The 22,244-nt window shown below is 42.8% G+C and carries 21 protein-coding genes; 20 read left to right on the top strand and 1 reads right to left on the bottom strand.

Annotation, left to right across the window (positions count from 1 at the left end):
* Window positions 1-21: 21 nt before the first annotated feature.
* The 12 genes from MKY17_RS19100 (at window position 22) to deoC (ending at window position 14,000) form a co-directional block, all read left to right on the top strand.
* Window positions 22-1,221, top strand: coding sequence for a stage II sporulation protein P (locus MKY17_RS19100; RefSeq protein WP_144526672.1), 1,200 nt, complete (start codon window positions 22-24; stop codon window positions 1,219-1,221).
* A gap of 21 nt (window positions 1,222-1,242) precedes the next feature.
* Window positions 1,243-1,566, top strand: a complete 324-nt coding sequence (locus MKY17_RS19095; protein WP_098369759.1) for a YqxA family protein — start codon at window positions 1,243-1,245, stop codon at window positions 1,564-1,566.
* Between the two features lie 176 nt (window positions 1,567-1,742).
* On the top strand, window positions 1,743-3,578 hold the full coding sequence (lepA, locus tag MKY17_RS19090) for a translation elongation factor 4 (RefSeq protein WP_144526673.1): 1,836 nt from the start codon (window positions 1,743-1,745) through the stop codon (window positions 3,576-3,578).
* A gap of 89 nt (window positions 3,579-3,667) precedes the next feature.
* Complete coding sequence (gene hemW / locus MKY17_RS19085) at window positions 3,668-4,819, top strand: radical SAM family heme chaperone HemW (protein ID WP_339200321.1); 1,152 nt, start codon at window positions 3,668-3,670, stop codon at window positions 4,817-4,819.
* 124 nt (window positions 4,820-4,943) lie between these two features.
* Entirely contained in the window at window positions 4,944-5,972 is a 1,029-nt protein-coding gene (hrcA, locus tag MKY17_RS19080) for a heat-inducible transcriptional repressor HrcA (protein ID WP_144526675.1), read from the top strand.
* A 101-nt stretch (window positions 5,973-6,073) separates the two neighbouring features.
* A complete protein-coding gene (grpE, locus tag MKY17_RS19075) occupies window positions 6,074-6,664 on the top strand; it encodes a nucleotide exchange factor GrpE (RefSeq protein WP_098369763.1) in 591 nt (196 codons plus the stop codon).
* A 37-nt stretch (window positions 6,665-6,701) separates the two neighbouring features.
* Window positions 6,702-8,534, top strand: a complete 1,833-nt coding sequence (gene dnaK, locus MKY17_RS19070; RefSeq protein ID WP_098369764.1) for a molecular chaperone DnaK — start codon at window positions 6,702-6,704, stop codon at window positions 8,532-8,534.
* Window positions 8,535-8,840: 306 nt separating this feature from the next.
* Complete coding sequence (dnaJ, locus tag MKY17_RS19065; RefSeq protein WP_339200319.1) at window positions 8,841-9,956, top strand: molecular chaperone DnaJ; 1,116 nt, start codon at window positions 8,841-8,843, stop codon at window positions 9,954-9,956.
* A 36-nt stretch (window positions 9,957-9,992) separates the two neighbouring features.
* A complete protein-coding gene (prmA, locus tag MKY17_RS19060) occupies window positions 9,993-10,934 on the top strand; it encodes a 50S ribosomal protein L11 methyltransferase (RefSeq protein ID WP_076365212.1) in 942 nt (313 codons plus the stop codon).
* A 138-nt stretch (window positions 10,935-11,072) separates the two neighbouring features.
* Window positions 11,073-11,825, top strand: a complete 753-nt coding sequence (locus MKY17_RS19055) for a 16S rRNA (uracil(1498)-N(3))-methyltransferase (protein WP_098369767.1) — start codon at window positions 11,073-11,075, stop codon at window positions 11,823-11,825.
* A 6-nt stretch (window positions 11,826-11,831) separates the two neighbouring features.
* Entirely contained in the window at window positions 11,832-13,169 is a 1,338-nt protein-coding gene (gene mtaB, locus MKY17_RS19050) for a tRNA (N(6)-L-threonylcarbamoyladenosine(37)-C(2))-methylthiotransferase MtaB (RefSeq protein ID WP_098369768.1), read from the top strand.
* Between the two features lie 159 nt (window positions 13,170-13,328).
* Window positions 13,329-14,000 carry a deoxyribose-phosphate aldolase gene (gene deoC / locus MKY17_RS19045; RefSeq protein ID WP_063233000.1) on the top strand — a complete coding sequence of 224 codons (672 nt, stop codon included), beginning with the start codon at window positions 13,329-13,331 and terminating at the stop codon, window positions 13,998-14,000.
* A 613-nt stretch (window positions 14,001-14,613) separates the two neighbouring features.
* On the opposite strand, the gene MKY17_RS19040 is transcribed toward deoC, so the two are convergent.
* Complete coding sequence (locus MKY17_RS19040) at window positions 14,614-15,546, bottom strand: Na/Pi symporter (RefSeq protein ID WP_339200316.1); 933 nt, start codon at window positions 15,544-15,546, stop codon at window positions 14,614-14,616.
* Window positions 15,547-15,782: 236 nt separating this feature from the next.
* Between MKY17_RS19040 and rpsU the strand changes: the two genes are divergently transcribed.
* The 8 genes from rpsU (at window position 15,783) to MKY17_RS19000 (ending at window position 22,194) form a co-directional block, all read left to right on the top strand.
* Window positions 15,783-15,956 carry a 30S ribosomal protein S21 gene (gene rpsU, locus MKY17_RS19035; RefSeq protein WP_028391853.1) on the top strand — a complete coding sequence of 58 codons (174 nt, stop codon included), beginning with the start codon at window positions 15,783-15,785 and terminating at the stop codon, window positions 15,954-15,956.
* A gap of 14 nt (window positions 15,957-15,970) precedes the next feature.
* Window positions 15,971-16,414 (top strand): GatB/YqeY domain-containing protein, encoded by a 444-nt coding sequence (locus MKY17_RS19030; RefSeq protein WP_098369770.1) that lies wholly within the window; start codon window positions 15,971-15,973, stop codon window positions 16,412-16,414.
* A gap of 300 nt (window positions 16,415-16,714) precedes the next feature.
* Window positions 16,715-18,040: a nodulation protein NfeD gene (locus MKY17_RS19025; protein WP_260397974.1), complete on the top strand. Its 1,326-nt coding sequence runs from the start codon at window positions 16,715-16,717 to the stop codon at window positions 18,038-18,040.
* A gap of 35 nt (window positions 18,041-18,075) precedes the next feature.
* Window positions 18,076-19,086: a flotillin-like protein FloA gene (gene floA / locus MKY17_RS19020; RefSeq protein WP_179890990.1), complete on the top strand. Its 1,011-nt coding sequence runs from the start codon at window positions 18,076-18,078 to the stop codon at window positions 19,084-19,086.
* Window positions 19,087-19,108: 22 nt separating this feature from the next.
* Window positions 19,109-19,612, top strand: coding sequence for a hypothetical protein (locus MKY17_RS19015; protein ID WP_098369772.1), 504 nt, complete (start codon window positions 19,109-19,111; stop codon window positions 19,610-19,612).
* 128 nt (window positions 19,613-19,740) lie between these two features.
* Window positions 19,741-20,025, top strand: coding sequence for a sporulation protein YqfC (gene yqfC, locus MKY17_RS19010; RefSeq protein ID WP_339200315.1), 285 nt, complete (start codon window positions 19,741-19,743; stop codon window positions 20,023-20,025).
* Window positions 20,026-20,040: 15 nt separating this feature from the next.
* Entirely contained in the window at window positions 20,041-21,228 is a 1,188-nt protein-coding gene (yqfD, locus tag MKY17_RS19005; RefSeq protein ID WP_339200313.1) for a sporulation protein YqfD, read from the top strand.
* A 3-nt stretch (window positions 21,229-21,231) separates the two neighbouring features.
* On the top strand, window positions 21,232-22,194 hold the full coding sequence (locus tag MKY17_RS19000; protein ID WP_339200311.1) for a PhoH family protein: 963 nt from the start codon (window positions 21,232-21,234) through the stop codon (window positions 22,192-22,194).
* Window positions 22,195-22,244: the final 50 nt, after the last annotated feature.

The following is a 22,244-nucleotide window of genomic DNA, read 5'->3' as shown; positions in this document are numbered from 1 at the left end:
AGCTATAGAGAGGGTGGAAGGATGAAAAGAAGAAATTCCCCAGGAATCATTACAGCCGTTCACGGATCAACAATAATAAAAACTTTTCTAGGTATTCTCGCCTTGCTTCTTTTTGTTTTTTCAGTCAGTGGGGTCATGACCTCCCTAAGACCGGAGTATCGGATATCTTCTAATTCCGTACATACTGTAGCCAACCAATTCTCGGGAAAAATGCTGTTCTCGATGCTGGCCAATGAAAACCATTATCTTTTTAATGCCCTGCCGGAAGGAAAGCAGGAATCGGTGATTACGAATCAATTGATAAAAGTCTCGACAAATATTTCACTCGAGGACCCGCGAAGTCTACTTGGCAGGGAACTACCTGGTTTTTCAATTTTTGATAATGAGATCCTCGTTGCTGGGGAAGGAACGAATTATACGAATATGCCATATGAATCCTCGCCGCCGGTAGACGTCCTGAATGAAGAAAGGGATGCATCCCTGCAAAACCTGGATGAGATTGAAGAACCGGAAAAAGGAGCGGCCAATCAGCCGAAACAAACGACCAATGGACGGAAAGTGGTCGAGATTTACCATAGCCATAATCGGGAGTCATATCTTCCATATTTAAAAGGTGTGACAAATCCGGACCTGGCCTACCATTCTAAAATTAATATTACGAAACTCGGGGAACGGATGGTTGAAGATTTGGCTGATAAAGGGATTGGCTCCTCGCTCGATAAAACGGATATCATGGGAAATCTGAATAATAAAGGCTTGAATTTTTCCAAATCCTATCAAGAATCCAGAAGTTCTGTTCAGACGGCATTGGCCAATAATAAAGATTTAGAATATCTGATCGATATTCACCGCGATTCAAAGCGGAAAAAAGATACGACAATTACGATTAAAGGTAAAGAGTATGCCAAAATCGCCTTCGTAATCGGTGGGAATAACCCGAACTTTGAAAAAAATGCGGCGCTTGCCAATAAACTTCATAAAGCTCTGGAAAAAAAATATCCCGGAATTTCACGAGGGGTTATGAAACAAGGCGGATCTAGCCATAATGGTATATATAATCAAGATTTATCAGGCAATGCCATGCTTATTGAAGTTGGCGGTGTTGATAATACTTTTGAGGAAATGTACTTGACCGTTGATGCCTTTACCGATGTTTTCAGTGAATTTTACTGGGATGCCAAAGCAGTGGATAACCCGACCGGGGATTCGGAAGCGAGGTAATTTGAAAGGAGTTCTCTTATCATGGTTCGATTTTGGTTGAAATGTACAGGGATCGTGCTCGTATTATTTTTAGGTGTTCTGATTGGGATGCAGCAAGCGAACGACGGGATGAAAAAAATGAAGGGGTATGAAGATCCCTCTTTGAATAGTGCATTCATGATTAACCAATCGGACCAAGGGGAGATGGAAGCGGATATCCTTGGCGAAAAAGTAACAAGTCATGATTTGGAGACGAAAAAAGAAAAACTTGAAGAAATGAAAGCCTTCAACTTTTTTTCATCGATCGGCAAAACGCTCGGAGAGTCCATATCAGGGGCCTTTCAAGCACTAATTGATATGATTTAGGTATGTAATAAGTTGAGTGTGCCCTGCCAAAAGGCTGCATCCGAATCCGGAATGCAGCCTTTTTTAATCCTTTGCCCTGCAATGATGCTTCTTTTGTAACTATTCTGTTGAATCTTGCATTTTCTATTGATATAATAAAAAATAGTGTATTGTGTCGACTAGTGGGAGTGAACGTCATGAATAGAGAAGAAAAATTAAAAAGACAATCAAAAATTCGTAACTTTTCCATCATCGCTCATATTGATCATGGTAAATCTACATTGGCGGATCGTATCATTGAAAAAACGAACGCCATGACTCAGCGTGAAATGAAGAGTCAGCTGTTGGATTCCATGGATTTAGAGCGTGAGCGCGGAATTACGATTAAATTGAATGCGATTCAATTGAAATATAACGCGAAAGATGGAGAAGAATATATCTTCCATCTTATTGATACACCGGGACATGTCGATTTTACGTATGAAGTGTCACGAAGCCTTGCAGCGTGTGAAGGCGCTGTCCTTGTTGTCGATGCGGCACAAGGTATTGAGGCCCAAACGCTTGCAAACGTGTATTTAGCTTTGGACAACAACCTTGAAATCATTCCGGTCATCAATAAAATTGATTTGCCGAGTGCAGATCCGGAACGGGTGCGTGGAGAAATCGAGGAAGTGATCGGATTGGATGCTTCCGATGCAGTCTTGGCTTCGGCTAAAGCCGGAATCGGAATCGAGGAGATTTTGGAACAGGTCGTTGAATTGGTTCCAGCTCCACAAGGTGATCCGGATGCTCCTTTCAAGGCGCTTATTTTCGATTCACTGTTTGATGCGTACCGCGGTGTAGTTGCCTATATCCGTGTTGTCGAGGGTTCCGTTAAAGTGGGCGACAAAATCAAAATGATGTCCACAGGCAAGGAATTCGATGTTACCGAATTGGGTGTCTTCAACCCTAAGACACAGCTGTTGGATGAGCTGAACGTCGGTGATGTAGGTTTCCTTACGGCAGCCATTAAAAACGTTGGTGATACGACTGTTGGTGATACGATTACAAGTGCCGTGAACAGTGCGACAGAACCATTGCCGGGTTACAGGAAGATGAATCCGATGGTATATTGCGGTTTATACCCAATTGACGCATCGAAATTCAATGATTTACGGGATGCGTTGGAGAAATTGGAATTAAACGATTCAGCGCTGCAGTTCGAAGCGGAATCATCGCAAGCGTTGGGCTTCGGTTTCCGTTGCGGATTCCTTGGACTCCTTCATATGGAAATTATCCAGGAACGTATCGAACGTGAATTCAAAATTGATCTGATCACAACTGCACCGAGTGTTATTTATGATGTGGTCCAAACAGACGGAACGGTCCTGAAAGTTGATAATCCGTCGAATATGCCGGATGCTCAAAAGATCGAACGGGTCGAGGAGCCATATGTCAAAGCAACGATGATGGCACCGACGGAGTTCGTCGGAGCGATCATGGAAATCTGTCAAAATAAACGCGGTAACTTCATTGATATGGAATATATCGATGAGACTCGTGTAAGCATTCATTACGAAATACCATTATCGGAAATCGTGTATGATTTCTTCGATCAATTGAAATCCAATACAAGAGGCTATGCTTCATTCGATTATGAGATGATTGGCTATCAACCGTCCAAGCTTGTGAAGATGGATATCTTGCTGAATTCTGAAACTGTCGATGCTTTAAGTTTCATCGTTCATAAGGACTTTGCTTATGAACGCGGTAAAGTCATTGTTGAAAAATTGAAGAAACTGATTCCAAGACAACAATTTGAAGTGCCGATCCAAGCGGCAATCGGGCAAAAAATCGTGGCTCGTTCTTCGATTAGTGCAATGCGCAAAAACGTATTGGCTAAATGTTACGGCGGCGATATTTCCCGTAAACGTAAGTTGCTCGAAAAACAGAAAGAAGGTAAAAAGCGGATGAAACAAGTAGGTTCAGTTGAAGTTCCGCAAGAAGCTTTCATGGCTGTTTTGAAAATGGATGACACGACACCCAAAAAATAAATAAAATAAACGATAGTTAGAAAAAAGAGGGTAGAGGAAATCTAGCCTCTTTTTCTATCGACTCATTCGATTAAAAGGTTGTGAACACAATGATCAAAAGCGCCTACCTCCATATACCATTTTGTGAACATATTTGTCATTATTGTGATTTCAATAAAGTATTTTTGCAGGGACAGCCGGTCGACGAATATTTACAGATGATGAAAAGGGAAATGGTGATGCAGCTTTCCAAATACCCGACTGCAGGTTTGGAGACGGTTTTCGTCGGTGGAGGGACACCGACCTCTCTAGATGAAAAGCAGCTTGCATTCTTATGTGAAGCAATCAATGAAACCCTGCCCTTTGATCCTAAAAAGGCTGAATATACATTCGAAGCCAATCCGGGGGATCTTTCGAGGGAAAAACTCGAGATACTTTATGATTCGGGGGTCAATAGACTTAGCTTTGGAGTGCAAAGCTTCAATGATGAATTATTAAAACGAATTGGCCGGACTCACCGGGCCTCTGAAGTATATGAAACGATTCATTTGGCCCAAGAGGTTGGCTTTACGAATATAAGCATCGACTTGATTTATGGATTGCCGGGCCAAACGATGGAAGATTTCAAGGATACGCTGGATAAAGCGATTGCCCTTCAATTGCCGCACTATTCCAGCTACTCGTTGATCGTTGAGCCGAAGACGGTTTTTTATAATCAGATGCGAAGGGGTAAATTAAACCTGCCGCCTCAGGAGCTCGAGGCTTCGATGTATGAGAGGCTGATGGAAGAGATGGAGAAGCATGGTCTGCATCAATATGAAATCAGTAATTTTGCCCGAGCGGGGTTTGAAAGCAGGCACAACCTGACATATTGGGATAATGTGGAGTATTATGGGATTGGTGCAGGTGCACATGGCTATACTGGAGGTAAAAGGGTGGCCAATCATGGGCCTGTGAAGAAATATATCACGCCATTGCTGGCGAACGAGCTGCCTGTGTTGGAAGAACATCCGGTACCGCTTCATGAACGGATGGAAGAGGAGATGTTTTTGGGGCTCCGGAAAACGGAAGGAGTCTCATTGGAAATCTTTAAGAATAAATTTTTTGTTGAAATGACGGATATTTTCAGTAAACCGCTCGAAGAAGGGTCGGTAAAGGGTCTGCTAAAGGTGGAAGACGGGTTTGTACGCTTGACTGAGCGGGGCAAACTGCTGGGAAATGAAGTGTTCCAATCATTTTTAGGCGTTATTGATTCCGACTGAAGGAAATCTATGTTATTTTAACGATGAATTAGCGGTTTTCATTGTTGACATCATAAGCTTCATTTGATAATTTATTAGTATATTAGCACTCGATGAGACAGAGTGCTAACAGAGGTGATCATACATGCTAACTGATCGTCAATTATTGATTCTACAAGTGATAATCGAGGATTTCATCCATTCTGCCCAGCCAGTCGGGTCACGAAGCTTGTCGAAGAAAGATGAAATTACGTTCAGCTCTGCCACAATTCGCAACGAAATGTCTGATCTAGAAGAAATGGGATTTTTAGAAAAAACCCATACTTCTTCCGGTAGGATCCCTTCTGAAAAAGGGTATAGATATTATGTGGATCATTTACTTTCTCCTCAAGCTCCGAAAAAGAATGAAATGAAGATATTAAAATCCGTTTTTGTAGAACGAATTTATGAATTGGAAAAGATCGTTCAGAAGTCAGCGAAAATACTTTCGGAACTGACGAATTATACGGCGATTGTACTCGGGCCAAAAGTGAATGAGCATAAGCTGAAAAAAATTCAGATCATTCCTTTAAGTCCTGAAACGGCAATAGCCATCATTATTACGGATACAGGTCATGTGGAAAATCGAATGATTTCCTTACCGCCTTCTTTTGATATAAACGAAATTGAAAAGATGGTGAACATATTGAATTCCCGCTTGGTCGATGTTCCGCTAGTTGATCTAAAGGATAAGATCTATAAGGAAGTTGCAGTTCTATTGAGCCGCCACATTCATAACTATGGATCGATGGTCTCGAACCTTGCGGAGACCCTGACGGACACAAAGCCCGAAAAAATATTTTTCGGCGGGAAAACGAATATGCTGAGGCAGCCGGAGTTCCATGATATTGCTAAAGTAAGCACGCTTTTATCGATGATTGAGCAGGAACAGGGATTTTATGAACTTATTACCCAAAATCCATCGGGCATCCACGTCAAAATCGGCCGTGAAAATCAAAACACAGTGCTCGATGACTGCAGTTTGATTACGGCAACCTACTCAATCGGGCAGGAGCAAGTTGGCACATTGGCCATATTGGGTCCAACGAGAATGGAATATTCGAGAGTGATCAGTTTGCTTTCGTTTTTCTCGAAAGATTTAACGGCCCTGATGACAAAACTGTATCAAAAATAGTAGCAAAGGTAATATTGTTAAGGTGGCGGAGGAGTATTTTCCGCGGCCTGGCATATATTACTTTAGCATAAATTGTATTACCCTTTTAGGGAGGTGAGATTGTGACAGAAAATAAAAACGAAGAACAAACATTGGAAAATGAAACAATCGAGGAAAGCGCTGCAGAAGCAGTTTTCGCTGAAGAAGAAATTCCAGCGGAAGAAAACCATGGTCAGGTTGAAAAAGATGAACTTCAATTGGCTCAAGAAAAGATTGCCGAACTTGAGGCGAAAATCGAAGAAATGGATAACCGTTATCTTCGTCTGCAGGCCGATTTTGATAATTCAAGACGCCGTGCCAAGCTTGATATGGAGGCGGCTCAAAAATATAGAGTTCAAAGTATTGCTAGTGATTTGGTGGAGGCTCTTGATAATTTTGAAAGAGCTACAAAAATCGAAGCGGATAATGAACAGACAAAATCCTTGCTATCCGGCATGGAAATGGTCTATAAAGCGATTACTGATGCATTGACTAAAGAAGGCATCGAACCGATCAGTTCGGTTGGTGAAGAGTTCGATCCGCGTTTGCATCAAGCGGTCATGCAAGTTCAAGATGAAAACTTCGGTTCGAACATCGTCGTCGAGGAATTCCAAAAAGGATACATCCTTAAAGACCGTGTGATTCGACCTGCAATGGTAAAAGTGAACGAATAGAGTTATTACATATAAATAATTGGGAGGTAGTGAAACTATGAGCAAGATTATTGGTATTGACTTAGGTACAACAAACTCTTGTGTATCTGTACTTGAAGGCGGGGAACCAAAAGTAATCCCGAATCCAGAAGGAAACCGTACAACTCCATCCGTAGTGGCATTCAAAAATGGAGAAAGGCAAGTAGGGGAAGTGGCGAAACGCCAAGCGATTACAAACCCTAACACGATCATTTCCATTAAACGCCATATGGGTACCAACCATAAAGAAGTAATTGAAGGAAAAGAATACTCACCTCAAGAAGTTTCTGCAATCATCCTTCAATACTTGAAATCATACGCTGAAGAGTATCTTGGCGAAAAAGTTACTAAAGCGGTTATCACTGTTCCTGCTTACTTCAATGATGCAGAACGCCAAGCAACTAAGGATGCTGGTCAAATTGCTGGCCTTGAAGTGGAACGTATCATCAACGAACCGACAGCTGCAGCTCTTGCATACGGTTTGGATAAAACGGAAGAAGATCAAACGATCCTTGTATTCGACCTTGGCGGCGGTACATTTGACGTTTCGATCATGGAACTTGGAGACGGCGTTTTCGAAGTTAAGTCCACAGCTGGTGACAACCGTCTAGGTGGGGATGATTTCGACCAAGTCATCATCGATTACCTAGTTGAAGCATTCAAGAAAGAAAACGGAATCGACCTTTCAAAAGATAAAATGGCGGTTCAACGTTTGAAAGATGCAGCTGAAAAAGCGAAAAAAGATCTTTCCGGCGTAACTTCAACTCAAATTTCTTTACCGTTCATCACTGCAGGAGAAGCTGGCCCGCTTCACTTAGATGTAACGATGACTAGAGCTAAATTCGATGAGCTTTCTACAGGACTTGTGGAACGTACTATGGGACCAACTCGTCAAGCGTTGAAAGATGCTGGTCTTTCAGCATCTGAAATCGACAAAGTAATCCTTGTTGGTGGATCTACACGTATTCCCGCGGTTGTTGAAGCGATCAAAAAGGAAATCGGTCAAGAACCAAGCAAAGGTGTAAACCCTGATGAAGTAGTGGCTATGGGGGCTGCAATTCAAGGTGGCGTATTGACAGGGGATGTTAAAGACGTTGTCCTTCTTGATGTAACACCACTTTCACTTGGAATTGAAACGATGGGCGGAGTATTCACGAAACTAATTGACCGTAATACTACGATTCCGACAAGTAAATCACAAGTATTCTCGACAGCGGCTGATAATCAAACAGCAGTTGATATCCATGTCCTTCAAGGTGAGCGTCCAATGTCAGCGGATAACAAGACTCTTGGTCGTTTCCAATTGAGTGACATTCCACCGGCACCGCGTGGAGTTCCACAAGTTGAAGTGACATTCGATATCGATAAAAACGGTATCGTGAACGTTCGTGCGAAAGATCTTGGTACGAACAAAGAACAAGCGATCACCATTAAATCATCTTCAGGACTTTCTGATGAAGAGATCGAACGCATGGTGCGTGAAGCGGAAGAAAATGCCGATAGCGATAAACAACGTAAAGAAGAAGTCGAACTTCGTAACGAAGCTGATCAATTAGTTTTCCAAACGGAAAAAACGCTTAAAGATCTAGAAGGTAAAGTGGACGAAGCGGAAGTAACAAAAGCGAATGAAGCGAAGGATGAACTGAAAGCTGCAATCGAGAAAAATGAGCTTGAAGAAATCCGCGTGAAAAAAGATGCGCTTAACGAAATCGTTCAAGCTTTGACTATGAAGCTTTATGAAGAAGCGGCAAAAGCTCAGCAAGCTGGCGAAGCCGGTGCTGGCGAGTCTGCTAAAGACGATAATGTGGTTGATGCTGAATACACGGAAGTTAACGAAGAAGAGAAAAAATAAATAGTGGCCCAATCGGGACACTGATATATTGGGCAGTATTTCTGCCTGCCATTGTAAAAAAGTCAAAGTCAGGTTATCTTGACTTTGGCTTTTTTTACAGTGAATGGAATCATTGTCGGAAAGTGTTACAATCACAATCACTGGTGGGGAATCGTTGGATTTTAAAGGGAAATGTGTGCAAATTGGCGCTGGCAATACCATTTGCAAAAATGTGTTAAAGCCGTTTGTACTTTTCTAGTTGATTATTATCTTCGTTCAGTGATAATATTACCTTTATGTGAATCGAATCGGGAGTGGATTTTAGATATGAGTAAACGCGATTATTATGAGGTGTTAGGCCTTTCGAAGAGTGCTTCGAAGGATGAAATCAAAAAAGCGTATCGAAAGCTCTCCAAACAATATCACCCTGATATTAATAAAGCGGACGATGCTGCGGATAAATTCAAGGAAATCAAGGAAGCTTACGAAGTATTGAGTGACGAACAGAAAAAGGCCCATTATGACCAATTCGGACACACAGATCCAAATCAAGGCTTTGGCGGTCAAGACTTTGGCGGTTTCGGCGGTTTTGAAGATATTTTCAGTAGCTTTTTTGGTGGCGGCGGACGCAGGAGAGATCCTAATGCACCGCGTCAAGGGGCGGATTTACAGTATACGATGACGCTATCTTTTGAAGAGGCTGCATTCGGAAAAGATACTGAGATCGAAATTCCGCGTGAAGAGAATTGTGATACTTGTAAAGGATCCGGTGCCAAACCAGGTACAAAAGTGGAAAACTGTTCACATTGCCATGGAACCGGTCAATTGAATGTTGAACAAAACACAGCGTTCGGAAGGATTGTGAACCGGAGAGCATGTCACCATTGTCAAGGAACAGGAAAAATCATTCCTAATAAATGTTCAACATGCGGCGGTGACGGAAAAGTCCAAAAACGTAAAAAGATCCAAGTCAAGGTGCCAGCAGGAATTGATGATGGCCAGCAGTTGCGTGTAACCGGCCAAGGAGAGCCAGGAATCAATGGCGGTCCGGCAGGAGACCTGTATGTAGTCTTCCATGTGCGCAGCCATGAATTCTTTGAGCGGGATGGCGATGATATTTATTGTGAAATGCCGGTTACTTTTGCCCAGGCAGCATTAGGGGATGAAATAGAAGTTCCGACGCTTCATGGAAAAGTGAAACTGAAGATTCCTGCAGGTACACAAACAAGCACTCGTTTCCGTTTAAAAGGCAAAGGGGTTCCGAATGTCAGAGGATATGGCCAAGGAGATCAGCATGTGGTCGTATTAGTTGTCACGCCTAAGAAATTAACGGAAAAACAAAAGGACCTGCTTCGTGAGTTCAGTGATATCAGCGGACAAGGTGTAGATGAACATGATGATGGCTTTTTCTCAAAAGTAAAGCGTGCTTTTAAAGATAGGTAAATAAAAGTAAAAGAACAAATTGGGAGTTGGTAGATTATGAAGTGGTCTGAATTTGCAATCCAAACAACGAATGAAGCGGTTGAACCTGTTTCGAATATTCTTCATGAGGCAGGTGCGAGTGGTGTTGTCATTGAGGATCCTCTAGAATTAGTCAAGGAACGAGAAAATGTTTTTGGCGAGATCTACCACTTAAACCCAGATGATTATCCGAATGAAGGTGTAGTCATTAAAGCTTATCTGCCTGTTAACAGTTTCCTTGGCGATACCATTGATGCTATTAAGGAATCAATCAATAATCTCCTTCTTTTCGATATAGACCTTGGGAAAAATGTTGTTTCAATTAGTGAAGTGAATGAAGAAGAGTGGGCGACGGCTTGGAAAAAGTATTATAACCCTGTCAAGATATCAGAACGTTTTACCATCGTGCCAACATGGGAAGACTACACTCCAGTAAGCAGTGACGAATTGATCATTGAACTTGATCCAGGCATGGCCTTCGGAACGGGTACACACCCGACGACGGTCATGTGCATCCAAGCGCTGGAGCGTACAGTACAGCCTGGGGATTTAGTGGTTGATGTAGGAACTGGTTCTGGTGTTCTGAGTATTGCAGCTGCATTATTGGACGCAAAACGGATTCAGTCCCTTGATTTGGATGAAGTGGCAGTACAGTCAGCCAAACAAAATGTGGAACTGAATAACGTGCAGGATAAAGTGTCAGTTTCACAAGGCAATTTACTGGATGGTGTGAATGAACAAGCGGATATCGTCGTCGCAAATATTCTTGCCGAAGTGATCATGCGTTTTACGGATGATGTAGCGAAAGTGGTTAAACCTGGCGGATATTTCATCGCTTCCGGAATCATTCAAACTAAGAAACAAGATGTGAAGGAAGCGATTATAGCATCTGGATTCACCGTTGAGGAAACGATCTTGATGGAAGATTGGGTGGCAATAATCGCGAAAAGAAATGATTAATTGAAAAAGTTACTCTGATTATCGGGTTTTTTGATAGTCAGAGTACCTTTTTTTAGCTTGAATCTTTGCACGGCTTGCATTCTGGATTCCTGACTGTTAGCCTGTGAGTTTTTTAGACTAGACGAAGTGGGTGGCAGTGTGCAGCGGTATTTTCTTAACGAAGTAGACATCAATGGAAACACGGTGAAGATATCAGGCGATGATTTTCACCATATCGCCAGGGTGATGAGAATGGGACCAGGGGAACGGATCATCACGGTGAAAGGTAATGGCATGACAGCTATCGCGGAAATTTCGGAAATTACTGATGATGCTGTTATAGGGACAGTTACCGAATGGAAGAATGAAGAAAAGGAACTTCCTGTAAAGGTTGTGATAGCGAGCGGTCTGCCTAAAGGGGATAAGTTGGAATATATCGTTCAAAAGGGTACTGAACTGGGTGCCGTTGAATTTATCCCTTTTATTGCTGCTCGTTCGGTGGTAAAATGGGACCACAAAAAGGTAGGTAAGAAATTGGAGAGACTCCAGAAGATTTCAAAAGAGGCGGCTGAGCAATCCCACCGCACGGTTATCCCTGCCATCAAGGAACCGATGACGGCAGATCAGCTAGCTGGGTATGCTTCCGGTTTCGATCATAAATTAATCGCTTTTGAAGAAGAGGCAAAACGGGGGGAAACTTCTGTACTCGCTTCTGTCTTGAAAGATATTACCGCTGGGCAATCCATCCTATTCGTATTTGGGCCTGAAGGTGGTTTAGCAGATAAGGAAATTGAAAAACTGACTGATGCCGGTTTTATGGCTTGCGGTCTTGGACCAAGAATATTAAGAACTGAAACAGCACCTTTATATGCACTTTCCGCTGTTTCTTATCATGTAGAACTTTTGAGGTGATGAAAAATGGCAACGGTCGCTTTCCATACATTAGGCTGTAAAGTGAATCATTATGAAACAGAGGCTATATGGCAATTATTCAAAACTGGGGGATATGATCGTGTTGAGTTTGAAAATGCATCAGATGTATATGTCATCAACACATGCACGGTGACAAACACTGGCGATAAGAAAAGCCGTCAGGTCATCCGTCGTGCCATTCGTAAGAACCCGAATGCCGTCATAGCGGTAACGGGATGTTATGCACAGACGTCGCCGGCAGAAATCATGGCCATACCAGGTGTGGATATTGTTGTAGGAACACAAGACAGGGTTAAACTCCTTGATTACATTGAGCAATTCAAGGTGGAACGTGAACCAATCAATGCCGTAGGAAATATCATGAAAAACCGTGTCTACGAAGAGTTGGATGTACCTGCTTTTACAGACCGTACACGCGCTTCACTTAAGATTCAGGAAGGTTGCAATAATTTCTGCACTTTCTGCATCATCCCTTGGGCTCGTGGCTTGATGCGTTCCCGCGATCCAAAAGAAGTCATTCACCAAGCTGAACAGCTTGTCGAGGCAGGCTATAAAGAGCTAGTCCTCACCGGAATTCATACTGGCGGCTACGGAGATGATTTAAAAGACTATAATTTGGCGATGCTGCTGCGGGACTTGGAAAAAGTCGATGGGTTGAAACGTATCCGTATTTCATCCATTGAAGCCAGCCAAATTACAGATGAAATCATTGAAGTGCTGACGAATTCGAAAAAAGTGGTACGTCATTTGCATATACCCATCCAATCGGGTTCCGATACAGTTCTAAAACGAATGAGACGTAAATATACGATGGATTTCTTCGGTGATCGAATCGAAAAGTTGAAAATTGCACTTCCGGGTCTTGCTGTTACCTCTGATGTCATCGTAGGTTTCCCAGGTGAAACTGAAGAAGAATTCATGGAGACATATAACTTTATAGAAAAATATAAATTCTCCGAACTTCATGTTTTCCCATATTCAAAACGGACAGGGACTCCGGCTGCCCGTATGGAAGATCAAGTGGATGAAGATATCAAAAATGAACGCGTCCACCGCCTTATCGCGTTGTCGGATCAGCTGGCAAAAGAGTATGCCTCCCGATTCGAGGGGGAAGTTCTGGAAGTCATTCCTGAAACGAAATTGGAAAATGGCCTTTATGAGGGCTACTCCGATAATTACATGAAAATCGTCTTTCCGGCTTCGGATGAAATGGTCGGTGAAATTGTCAAAGTGAAGATCACAAAGTCTGGCTATCCATTTAGTGAAGGTCAGTTCGTGACGGTAGTGAAGGATTTTCCGTTGCAACAAGCATCCAATATCTAAGACAGCGGTTAATCGCTGTCTTTTTTTTTTATCCTCTTTTTAATGTGTTTTCTTGGCACTTTCGGGTAAAGACTATATATATCGTCAAAGTGGATAAACTATGGTATCATGAGAGGTACGTACAACTAGTTATAGATTGTTTTTGAGGAGGATTTATTAATGTCACAAAATGTAGCAGGTTTAATTGACCACACGTTATTAAAAGCAGATGCAACCAAAGAGCAAATAAAGGTATTATGCGAAGAAGCGAGAGAGTATAACTTTGCTTCCGTATGCGTAAACCCGACTTGGGTGAAATATGCAAGCGAACTTTTGGAAGGTTCAGAAGTGAAAGTTTGTACGGTCATCGGCTTCCCTCTAGGTGCAACCACACCGGAAACCAAAGCTTTTGAAACGAAGGACGCCATCTCCAATGGCGCTCACGAAGTCGATATGGTGATCAATATCGGCGCATTGAAGGACAAGGATGATGAGTTGGTAGAGCGGGATATTCGTGCTGTGGTAGCGGCATCCACTGGTAAGGCTCTTTCAAAGGTGATCATTGAAACTTCTTTATTGACTGATGAAGAAAAAGTCCGTGCATGTGAATTGGCCGTAAAAGCAGGAACGGATTATGTGAAAACATCAACTGGTTTTTCGACCGGCGGAGCGACTGTTGAAGATATCACGCTTATGAGAAAAACGGTTGGCCCGGATATCGGTGTCAAAGCTTCAGGCGGAGTCCGCAATACGAGTGATGCCCAGAAAGTGATTGAAGCTGGTGCAACAAGAATTGGAGCGAGTGCAGGTGTCTCCATCGTAAAGGGCTTAACGGCTGATTCCGATTATTGATTTTAAAAAGGGACCGTATAATAACTCCCTGAAATAAAAAAGGCGGAGAAAAATATTTTATTTTTCTCCGCCTTTTTTTTATTACTTCCATAAAAAAATCGGTTTGTAATTCAACTGGTGATATCCCATGTGTTTGTGCATTGCGCCTATTTCTTCCGTGAAAAAATAGGACCCGTATCATTTTTGGACTTGTACTTGTCATTTTTGGAACCCATAAATTCAAAAAAAAGCTTATTGTGGATTTAATAAATATTAGGGGGGATCAACAGTGAGTAAACTTGCTTATATTAAATGCATGAACATGGGGAGGGAAATGAAAAAAGGTTTTTAATTTTTTCATTTATCATTAACACTACTTTAGATGAGTGGTGAAATTTTGGGTATATGACACTTCAATAACCATTTTATTTATAGGTTTGATTATTTTGATATTAGCTCCTGTTATATCGAGTGGTTTGAGCTTATTGAATCATAAAACTAATTATAAAAAGATTAGCTAAAAAACCTCCCAGTAATCATTTATCCTTTTATATCTGGTGCAGCTACATTTGATGTCCAATCTTCACACGAAGCTGCCCTAAAAGAAAGTCACTAATGACTTTTGGACAGCTCCTTATTTTTTTAAGTTTGGCCGATGCACCAAAAGAATGAGGTTGGAGAATTGCCGTGCGAATGGCAAGACGGCAAAAGAAGTCAAGATATTGAAAATGACACTGGCATGGGCCAGCTGTGTCCCCTTGTTTTCGGTGAAAAAGGCAGCGGTTCTTTCCAGGATGTCCACAAAAGGCAGGAATGCGGCAACCCCTATGACGTTTAGCCAAATATGTGAATAAGCTGTGAAGGCAGCTTGTCTACCGGAACCGATGCTGGCCATGTATCCGGTGATGCATGTGCCTATATTCGATCCGAGCATGATGATGATTGCGGAAGAGACGGATAACTCCCCATTCATCAAAAAGCTCATGGCTATCCCAATGGTTGCCGAACTGGAGTGAATGAGTGCCGTCAATAATATCCCGGCTAATAGGGCATAGCTCATGTGGCCCTCTATGTAATGGATGAGCGTTTGTATGGATGGATAGGCTGCAATCGGTGTCGAAAGCGTTTTAAAACCACTCATCGCCGCGAAGATGGCCGAGATTCCGATCAGTGACATCCCTATGCTTCTCGGTAATGCTTTTGGCATGAAGCAAAGGAAAGCGCCGCTTCCGACACCGGGAATGATCCAACGATCCAGAGAGAAGGTCATGAACTCTGCTGTAAAGGTGGATCCGATATTCGTTCCAAGAATAATCCCGATCGTTTGCGGGAACGTTAAGCTTCCTGCGGAAACGAGGCCGACCGTCATGACCATTACCGCCGAGCTGCTCTGCAGGATCCCGGTAAAGATGGTTCCGGCCATGAAGCCTTTCCATGGCTTATCCGTAACCTTTGAGAGAAAAGTTTTTAATGCTGCACCCGACATATTGAACAGTCCGATTCGTAAAACCGACATACCTGCCAAAAATATCGCAATGAATAAAAGGAATAAAAATAGCTCATGCATGACTGTCACCTCATAGTAAGCTTATGGCCCAATGACGGGAGACATGCTATAAATTGGATTTTCATGCAAGTTGAATCATCGTTTCGTGAAAAATTATGATAATAACATGATGATATTCAAAATAAGTTTGATTTTATTGGTTGACCTGCTAAAGATGATATATTATAATTGTTTAGTACATGTATAACATGTTGACAACTTGAGTTAGTGTGTTGTTTTCGGAGGGAGGGAAAGAGATGTCTAAAACCGTCGTTCGTAAAAACGAATCGCTTGAAGATGCTCTTCGTCGTTTCAAACGTACTGTATCTAAAGCAGGATCGCTTCAGGAAGCTAGGAAGCGTGAATTTTATGAAAAACCAAGCGTAAAACGTAAGAAAAAGTCTGAAGCTGCAAGAAAACGTAAATTCTAAGAGAGGGTGGAAAGATGAGTCTTCTCGAGCGTTTAAATAATGATATGAAACAAGCGATGAAGAACAAGGAAAAGGACAAACTATCTGTTATTCGGATGCTGAAAGCTTCTATTCAAAACGAAGCCATGAAGCAGAGACAAGATTTAACAGATGATGAAGAATTGACAGTGCTCTCTCGCGAATTAAAACAACGCAAAGACTCCCTCCAGGAGTTTGAAAACGCAGGTCGTTCAGATCTCGTGGATAAAGTCCGCACCGAACTAGTATACGTAGAGGCATATATGCCTGAGCAACTTTCAGAAGAAGACATTTCTAATATCGTTAAACAAACGATTGAAGAAGTCAATGCAACATCCAAAGCAGATATGGGCCGAGTTATGGGAGCTTTAATGCCTAAAGTTAAAGGTAAAGCGGATGGTTCACTAGTAAACAAATTAGTACAACAACATCTATCTTAAACTCTAAACTTAAAACTCGAAACCTAACCGCAGGCAAATTGCCTGTGGTTTTTGTGTATTTCATGAATTTTATGCGTATATTATTGAAACGTAGCCCAAGATAATGGGGGCACTTTTAATTTTATTTGCTTTTTTTTGAAACCTTTTTCATATACATACGTAATAACTAAAGAACAGAGTAAAGGGTTGCTTCATTTGCTCCTTATTCGAATTTTAGTTGCGTGCTGAATTTACTGGTAGGTTCTCCTCCTGAATACTGGAGGCACTTACCGCGTCTAATACGGGAAAGGGGGCGTTCCGTTGAAAATTTGGCGTTATTTATCTGTACTCTTATTTGGATTGCTGTTCACCATGTCTTCTTTTGGGGGATCACCGGTATCTGCAAGCGAGAAGATCGTTTACCATGTACCAATAGAAGAAACGGTGGAAAAGGGACTCTCGGCCTTTTTGGAGCGCGCGCTGACCACTGCTGAAGCAGCTGATGCAGATCTTGTCGTTTTCGAGGTGAATACCCCTGGAGGTGCTGTGGATGCAGCAGGGGAAATTGCAAAGTTACTCTCGGATTCACCAATCAAGACAGTTGCCTACGTCAATAACAGGGCTTTATCTGCAGGGGCATACATTTCTCTAAGTGCAGATGAGATCTATATGGTTCCGAGTGCCACCATGGGATCTGCGGCTGTGATTGATTCAGCAGGGAACGCTGCAGGTAAGAAAGCGCAATCTTATTGGTTAGCTGCCATGAAGACAGCTGCTGAACAAAATGGACGTGATCCCATCTACGCCCAGGCGATGGCGGATGTTGACATCGATCTACCCGAATATGGAGCGGAAAAAGGGAAGTTGCTGACATTTACAGCTGAACAGGCAAAAAAGGCAGGCTATAGTGAAGGCACCGTCTCTGGGAAAGCGGAGCTGTATAGTATACTTGGAGTTGAGGATGCTGATATTCGGTCAATCGAAGAAAGCTTTCCTGAGAAACTTGCCCGCTTTTTGACCAACCCGATCGTCGTTCCCATTTTGTTAACGATAGCGGGAATCGGGATTGTGATGGAATTATTTTCACCCGGTTTTGGTATTCCGGGGGTCATTGGAATCACCAGTCTTGTCTTATTCTTCTATGGTCATCTTGTCGCCGGTATCACCGGATACGAATCGTTAGCGATGTTCATCATCGGGGTCATTCTCGTACTAATTGAATTTTTTATCCCAGGGGGGATTATCGGGCTGCTCGGATTTACCGCGATAGTGGGGAGTCTGTTCCTCGCAACAGGTGATCCGGTCCATATGACGATATCCTTGCTAATTGCGGTTACCGTATCCATTTTGGTATTCATCCTACTTGTAAAGGTGTTTGGAAAACAGATGAAATTTTTCAGGAAAATGATATTAACCGATGCAACAAAAACGGAACAAGGGTATGTCAGCAATCCGAATCGTTTGGATTTATTAGGTGTAGAAGGGAAGGCCCTTACAGACTTGAGGCCTTCAGGAACAGCTTTGGTCAAAGAAGAAAGAGTGGATGTCGTGACCGAAGGAAGCTTTATCTCGAAAGGTTCGTCAATCATTATCGTAAAAGTTGAAGGATCAAGGGTAGTCGTCCGGGAAATTCCGGATTCAAATTAAAATTAAGAGATACAGGAAGGATGAATCATTAAGTGATAACTTCAGGAACGATATTTATTGTACTGGCAGTGATTGCTGCCATCATCGTGTTGGCAGTGTTTTTCACATTCGTACCAGTAATGTTATGGATTTCCGCTTTAGCGGCAGGAGTCAAAATCAGTATATTTACATTAGTTGGGATGAGGCTTCGCCGCGTTATACCAAGCAGGGTCGTCAACCCGCTTATCAAGGCCCATAAGGCTGGAATCAATGTTTCAACGAATCAATTGGAGAGCCATTACCTTGCAGGCGGTAATGTCGATCGAGTTGTGAATGCATTAATTGCTGCAGAACGCGCCAATATCACATTACCTTTCGAACGGGGTGCAGCTATTGACCTTGCCGGTCGTGATGTATTGCAGGCTGTTCAAATGAGCGTTAACCCGAAAGTGATTGAAACTCCGTTCATCTCTGGTGTGGCGATGAATGGTATTGAAGTGAAAGCTAAGGCAAGGATCACGGTCCGGGCCAACATTGAACGTCTAGTCGGTGGTGCCGGTGAAGAGACGATCATTGCCCGTGTAGGGGAAGGGATCGTATCGACGATCGGTGCTTCGAAAATGCACACGGATGTCCTGGAACATCCCGATTTGATTTCACGAACGGTTCTATCAAAAGGGTTGGATTCAGGAACGGCATTCGAAATTCTTTCCATTGATATCGCTGAAGTGGATATCGGTAAAAATATCGGGGCCATATTACAGACGGACCAAGCCGAAGCCGATAAGAAAATAGCCCAGGCAAAGGCCGAAGAACGCCGTGCAATGGCTGTTGCGCTTGAACAGGAAATGGTTGCCCGTGTTCAGGAAATGAGAGCGAAGGTTGTTCAATCCGAAGCGGAAGTTCCGTTGGCCATGGCCGATGCACTGAAAAGCGGAAACCTTGGAGTGATGGACTATATGAATATCCAAAATATCACGGCCGATACGGATATGCGCGGTTCCATCAGTAAAATATCCGAAAATCCAAAAGATAACAACAATAACCATAATAATAATAATAATTAGGTCAGGGAAGGGAGGTCTTTAAATGGGAGATTTTATTGATTTCTTTCTCAAGAACCCATTCCTTATCATTGTCTTGATCGGTATTTTAACGTCCATGTTAGGAAAGAAAAAGCAGCCTCAGCAATTTGATGATCCTAACACGCCTCCGAAAAAGAAATGGCAGGAGGTCATGCGGGAGCTTCAAGGTGAAATGCAGCAAGGGAATCCGCAGCAAAGGCCTGCCCCTGCTCCTGTAAGGAAAGTCGAACAGCAGGCAGCTCAGGCTGTTGAAGTGATCGATGAGACGACGAACGATGCGAACAAAAGGATTGCGGAGCTTAGAAGGCTTCAGCAGAAGTACGATCAGGAGCGTTTATATCAAAAAGCGAAGGCGGATCAACTTACATCAACGATTTCTGATAATAAAAGTCCGGTCTATCGCCAAGGGCCGTCTTTTGGTAAAAAACAGCTGATTGATGGCATCATCATGTCAGAAGTGCTGGGACCGCCAAGGGCGAAGAGAAGTCTTCAGAGGTCCAGAAGGTGATTCGGAGCCCCGGGCTTTTTTAAGCCCGTCATTAATTGAGCATGAAAAAATAGACTCTCATTCACTTATAATTTTGTGCTAGAACCCTCTTTCATTTCATACATTGAGATGAAAGGGGGTTCTTTTTTATGGCACACAATTGGGGAAAAAGAGTGAAACAGCTTATGACCAAAACAATGGACCTTCCGCAAGATGTCATGATGGACCTGCCGCGAATTACAATGATCGGACAATTACATATTTATATTGAAAACCATCGTGGCTTATTGGCTTTTACAGACAGCGAAGTGCGATTGATGCTTAAAAATGGGCAGTTGCTGATAAAGGGAAATGCCTTTGTCATAAAGACGATTTTGCCGGAAGAAATCATGCTCGAAGGCAAAATCGATAAGGTCTATTTTATCAATGAATGATCCCGGGAGGTCTCCATGAAAAACCAATGGACAAACTATTATACAGGCTATGTAAAGGTGAAGGCTTATGGCAAAGGTGCAGAACGGCTGATTAATATGCTGACGAGAAGGGGGCTTCATATCTGGGATGTGAAGCGTGTCGGAAGTGAAGCCCTGATTTTCCATATGGATATCAGGGATATCCCCAAACTCCGTCAGGTCATGCGTAAGAGCGATTGTAAAGTAAAGTTCATGCAGGGAAAGGGTTTCCCTTTCCTAATGAAGAGAGTCATGAAAAACAGCGGGTTTTTAGCGGGGATGATCGCTTTCCTGCTTTGTATATTTGTACTTTCCAATATGGTTTGGGGCATCGAGGTTCAAGATGCCAAACCTGCAACCGAGCATGCCATCCGGAAAGAATTGGACAAGATGGGCGTGAAGATTGGGAAAGTGCAATTCTTTGTGGATGATGTGGATACGATTCAGCGTAAGCTGTCGGACCGGATTGGTGCATTGACATGGGTAGGGGTAGAGCTAAAGGGAACGACATACCATTTTCGGGTTGTAGAAAAACGGCAACCTAAAGAGGTCGAGGAAACATCTCCGCAAAATTTGGTAGCTTCCAAAAAGGCGATCATCACTGATATGTTCGTTGAAAAGGGACAATCTATTGTTAATGTGAATGATTATGTAGGAAAAGGACAGCTTCTTGTTTCGGGATTGATTGGAAAAGAGGATAAACAGGAAATTGTATCCGCACAGGGAGTAATAAAAGGGAAAACGTGGTATAAAGCGAAAGTGGAAGTTCCGTTAAAAACCAAGTTTTCTGTTTTTAACGGAGATGAAACGAGCAGGCACTTTTTGAAAATGGGGGGCTTTTCCCTTCCGGTATGGGGTTTCAAGGATCCGGGATATGAAAAACAGGAAAAAGAAACGACAGTGAGGCCATTTCACTTTCTTCAATGGGAACTTCCCATTTCCTATAAACAAGTGACCTTGAGGAGCAAGGAAGATATTGTACGAAGTTATACGGAGAAAGAAGCGGTGAAGGAAGGCAGGAAAATGGCTAAAGCAGAATTGAAAAAGCATTTAGAAGAGGAAGATGAAATCGTCGAGGAAAAAATTTTGCACGAAAGCATGGACAATGGTAAAGTTAAATTATCTATACATTACCAAGTTATTGAAGATATAGCGATTGGACAGCCAATCATTCAAGGAGACTAACGAATGGCAGATGATGTGAAAGTAATTAAGCTCGAAATAGAATCACCCAATGAAGCGATCGCATTATTGGGCAATGGGGATTCAAATGTAAAAGTGCTCGAAGAGGAGCTTGGCATTTCCGTCATAACCCGAGGTGAAGCGGTGAGTGTTGCCGGGGATATCGAGCGGGTATCGATGGGGGAGGAAATCCTCAAGGCATTATTGACAGTGGTCAGAAAAGGAATTGCAATCAGTTCCAGGGATGTGCTTTATGCAATTGAATTGGCAAGAAAAGGCACATTGGAGTATTTCGGTGAATTATATGATGAGGAAATCGCTAAAACGGCTAAGGGGAAATCCATAAAAGTCAAAACGATCGGGCAAAGATACTATATCCAGGCTATAAAGAAACAGGATCTTGTATTTGGAATTGGGCCTGCCGGAACCGGGAAGACCTACCTTGCTGTAGTGATGGCCATCAATGCATTGAAAAATGGACATGTTAAACGGATCATCCTGACACGGCCTGCCGTCGAAGCAGGGGAAAGCCTTGGTTTTCTGCCTGGAGATCTGAAGGAAAAGGTAGATCCTTATCTACGACCGCTGTATGACGCTCTCCATGACCTTCTAGGGATGGAACAGACGCTAAGGATGATAGAGCGCGGAACGATCGAAATAGCTCCTCTGGCTTATATGAGGGGCCGTACGCTTGAAGATGCCTTTGTCATATTGGATGAAGCCCAGAATACGACGGAAGCCCAAATGAAGATGTTCTTGACCCGGCTTGGTTTCGGATCGAAAATGGTCATTACGGGAGATCGGACCCAGATTGACCTTCCGAAAGGTATGAAGTCAGGTCTGATCCGGGTAGAAGAGATCTTGAAGAATGTTAAAGGCCTTTCCTTTGTTTATTTTGAACAAAGTGATGTAGTAAGACATCCGCTTGTCGCCAAAATCATTACTGCTTACGAGCAGGCGAAGTCATAAGAAAAAATCCGCCATTTCAATCGGCGGATTTTTCGTGATGTGTCTAAATG

Source organism: Peribacillus sp. FSL P2-0133 (assembly GCF_037975445.1).
Classification (GTDB): Bacteria; Bacillota; Bacilli; order Bacillales; family DSM-1321; genus Peribacillus; species Peribacillus simplex_E.
The sequence above is the reverse complement of the archived record's forward strand: the minus strand, read 5'-3'. Positions and strand labels throughout refer to the sequence as shown.

Excerpts from the sequence above, each read along its gene's own strand:
- MKY17_RS19100 (WP_144526672.1), top strand. The coding sequence starts at position 22 with ATGAAAAGAAGAAATTCCCCAGGAATCATTACAGCCGTTCACGGATCA.
- MKY17_RS19095 (WP_098369759.1), top strand. The coding sequence starts at position 1,243 with ATGGTTCGATTTTGGTTGAAATGTACAGGGATCGTGCTCGTATTATTT.
- lepA (WP_144526673.1), top strand. The coding sequence starts at position 1,743 with ATGAATAGAGAAGAAAAATTAAAAAGACAATCAAAAATTCGTAACTTT.
- hemW (WP_339200321.1), top strand. The coding sequence starts at position 3,668 with ATGATCAAAAGCGCCTACCTCCATATACCATTTTGTGAACATATTTGT.
- hrcA (WP_144526675.1), top strand. The coding sequence starts at position 4,944 with ATGCTAACTGATCGTCAATTATTGATTCTACAAGTGATAATCGAGGAT.
- dnaK (WP_098369764.1), top strand. The coding sequence starts at position 6,702 with ATGAGCAAGATTATTGGTATTGACTTAGGTACAACAAACTCTTGTGTA.
- dnaJ (WP_339200319.1), top strand. The coding sequence starts at position 8,841 with ATGAGTAAACGCGATTATTATGAGGTGTTAGGCCTTTCGAAGAGTGCT.
- prmA (WP_076365212.1), top strand. The coding sequence starts at position 9,993 with ATGAAGTGGTCTGAATTTGCAATCCAAACAACGAATGAAGCGGTTGAA.
- mtaB (WP_098369768.1), top strand. The coding sequence starts at position 11,832 with ATGGCAACGGTCGCTTTCCATACATTAGGCTGTAAAGTGAATCATTAT.
- deoC (WP_063233000.1), top strand. The coding sequence starts at position 13,329 with ATGTCACAAAATGTAGCAGGTTTAATTGACCACACGTTATTAAAAGCA.
- MKY17_RS19040 (WP_339200316.1), bottom strand. The coding sequence starts at position 15,546 with ATGCATGAGCTATTTTTATTCCTTTTATTCATTGCGATATTTTTGGCA.
- rpsU (WP_028391853.1), top strand. The coding sequence starts at position 15,783 with ATGTCTAAAACCGTCGTTCGTAAAAACGAATCGCTTGAAGATGCTCTT.
- MKY17_RS19030 (WP_098369770.1), top strand. The coding sequence starts at position 15,971 with ATGAGTCTTCTCGAGCGTTTAAATAATGATATGAAACAAGCGATGAAG.
- MKY17_RS19015 (WP_098369772.1), top strand. The coding sequence starts at position 19,109 with ATGGGAGATTTTATTGATTTCTTTCTCAAGAACCCATTCCTTATCATT.
- yqfC (WP_339200315.1), top strand. The coding sequence starts at position 19,741 with ATGGCACACAATTGGGGAAAAAGAGTGAAACAGCTTATGACCAAAACA.
- yqfD (WP_339200313.1), top strand. The coding sequence starts at position 20,041 with ATGAAAAACCAATGGACAAACTATTATACAGGCTATGTAAAGGTGAAG.
- MKY17_RS19000 (WP_339200311.1), top strand. The coding sequence starts at position 21,232 with ATGGCAGATGATGTGAAAGTAATTAAGCTCGAAATAGAATCACCCAAT.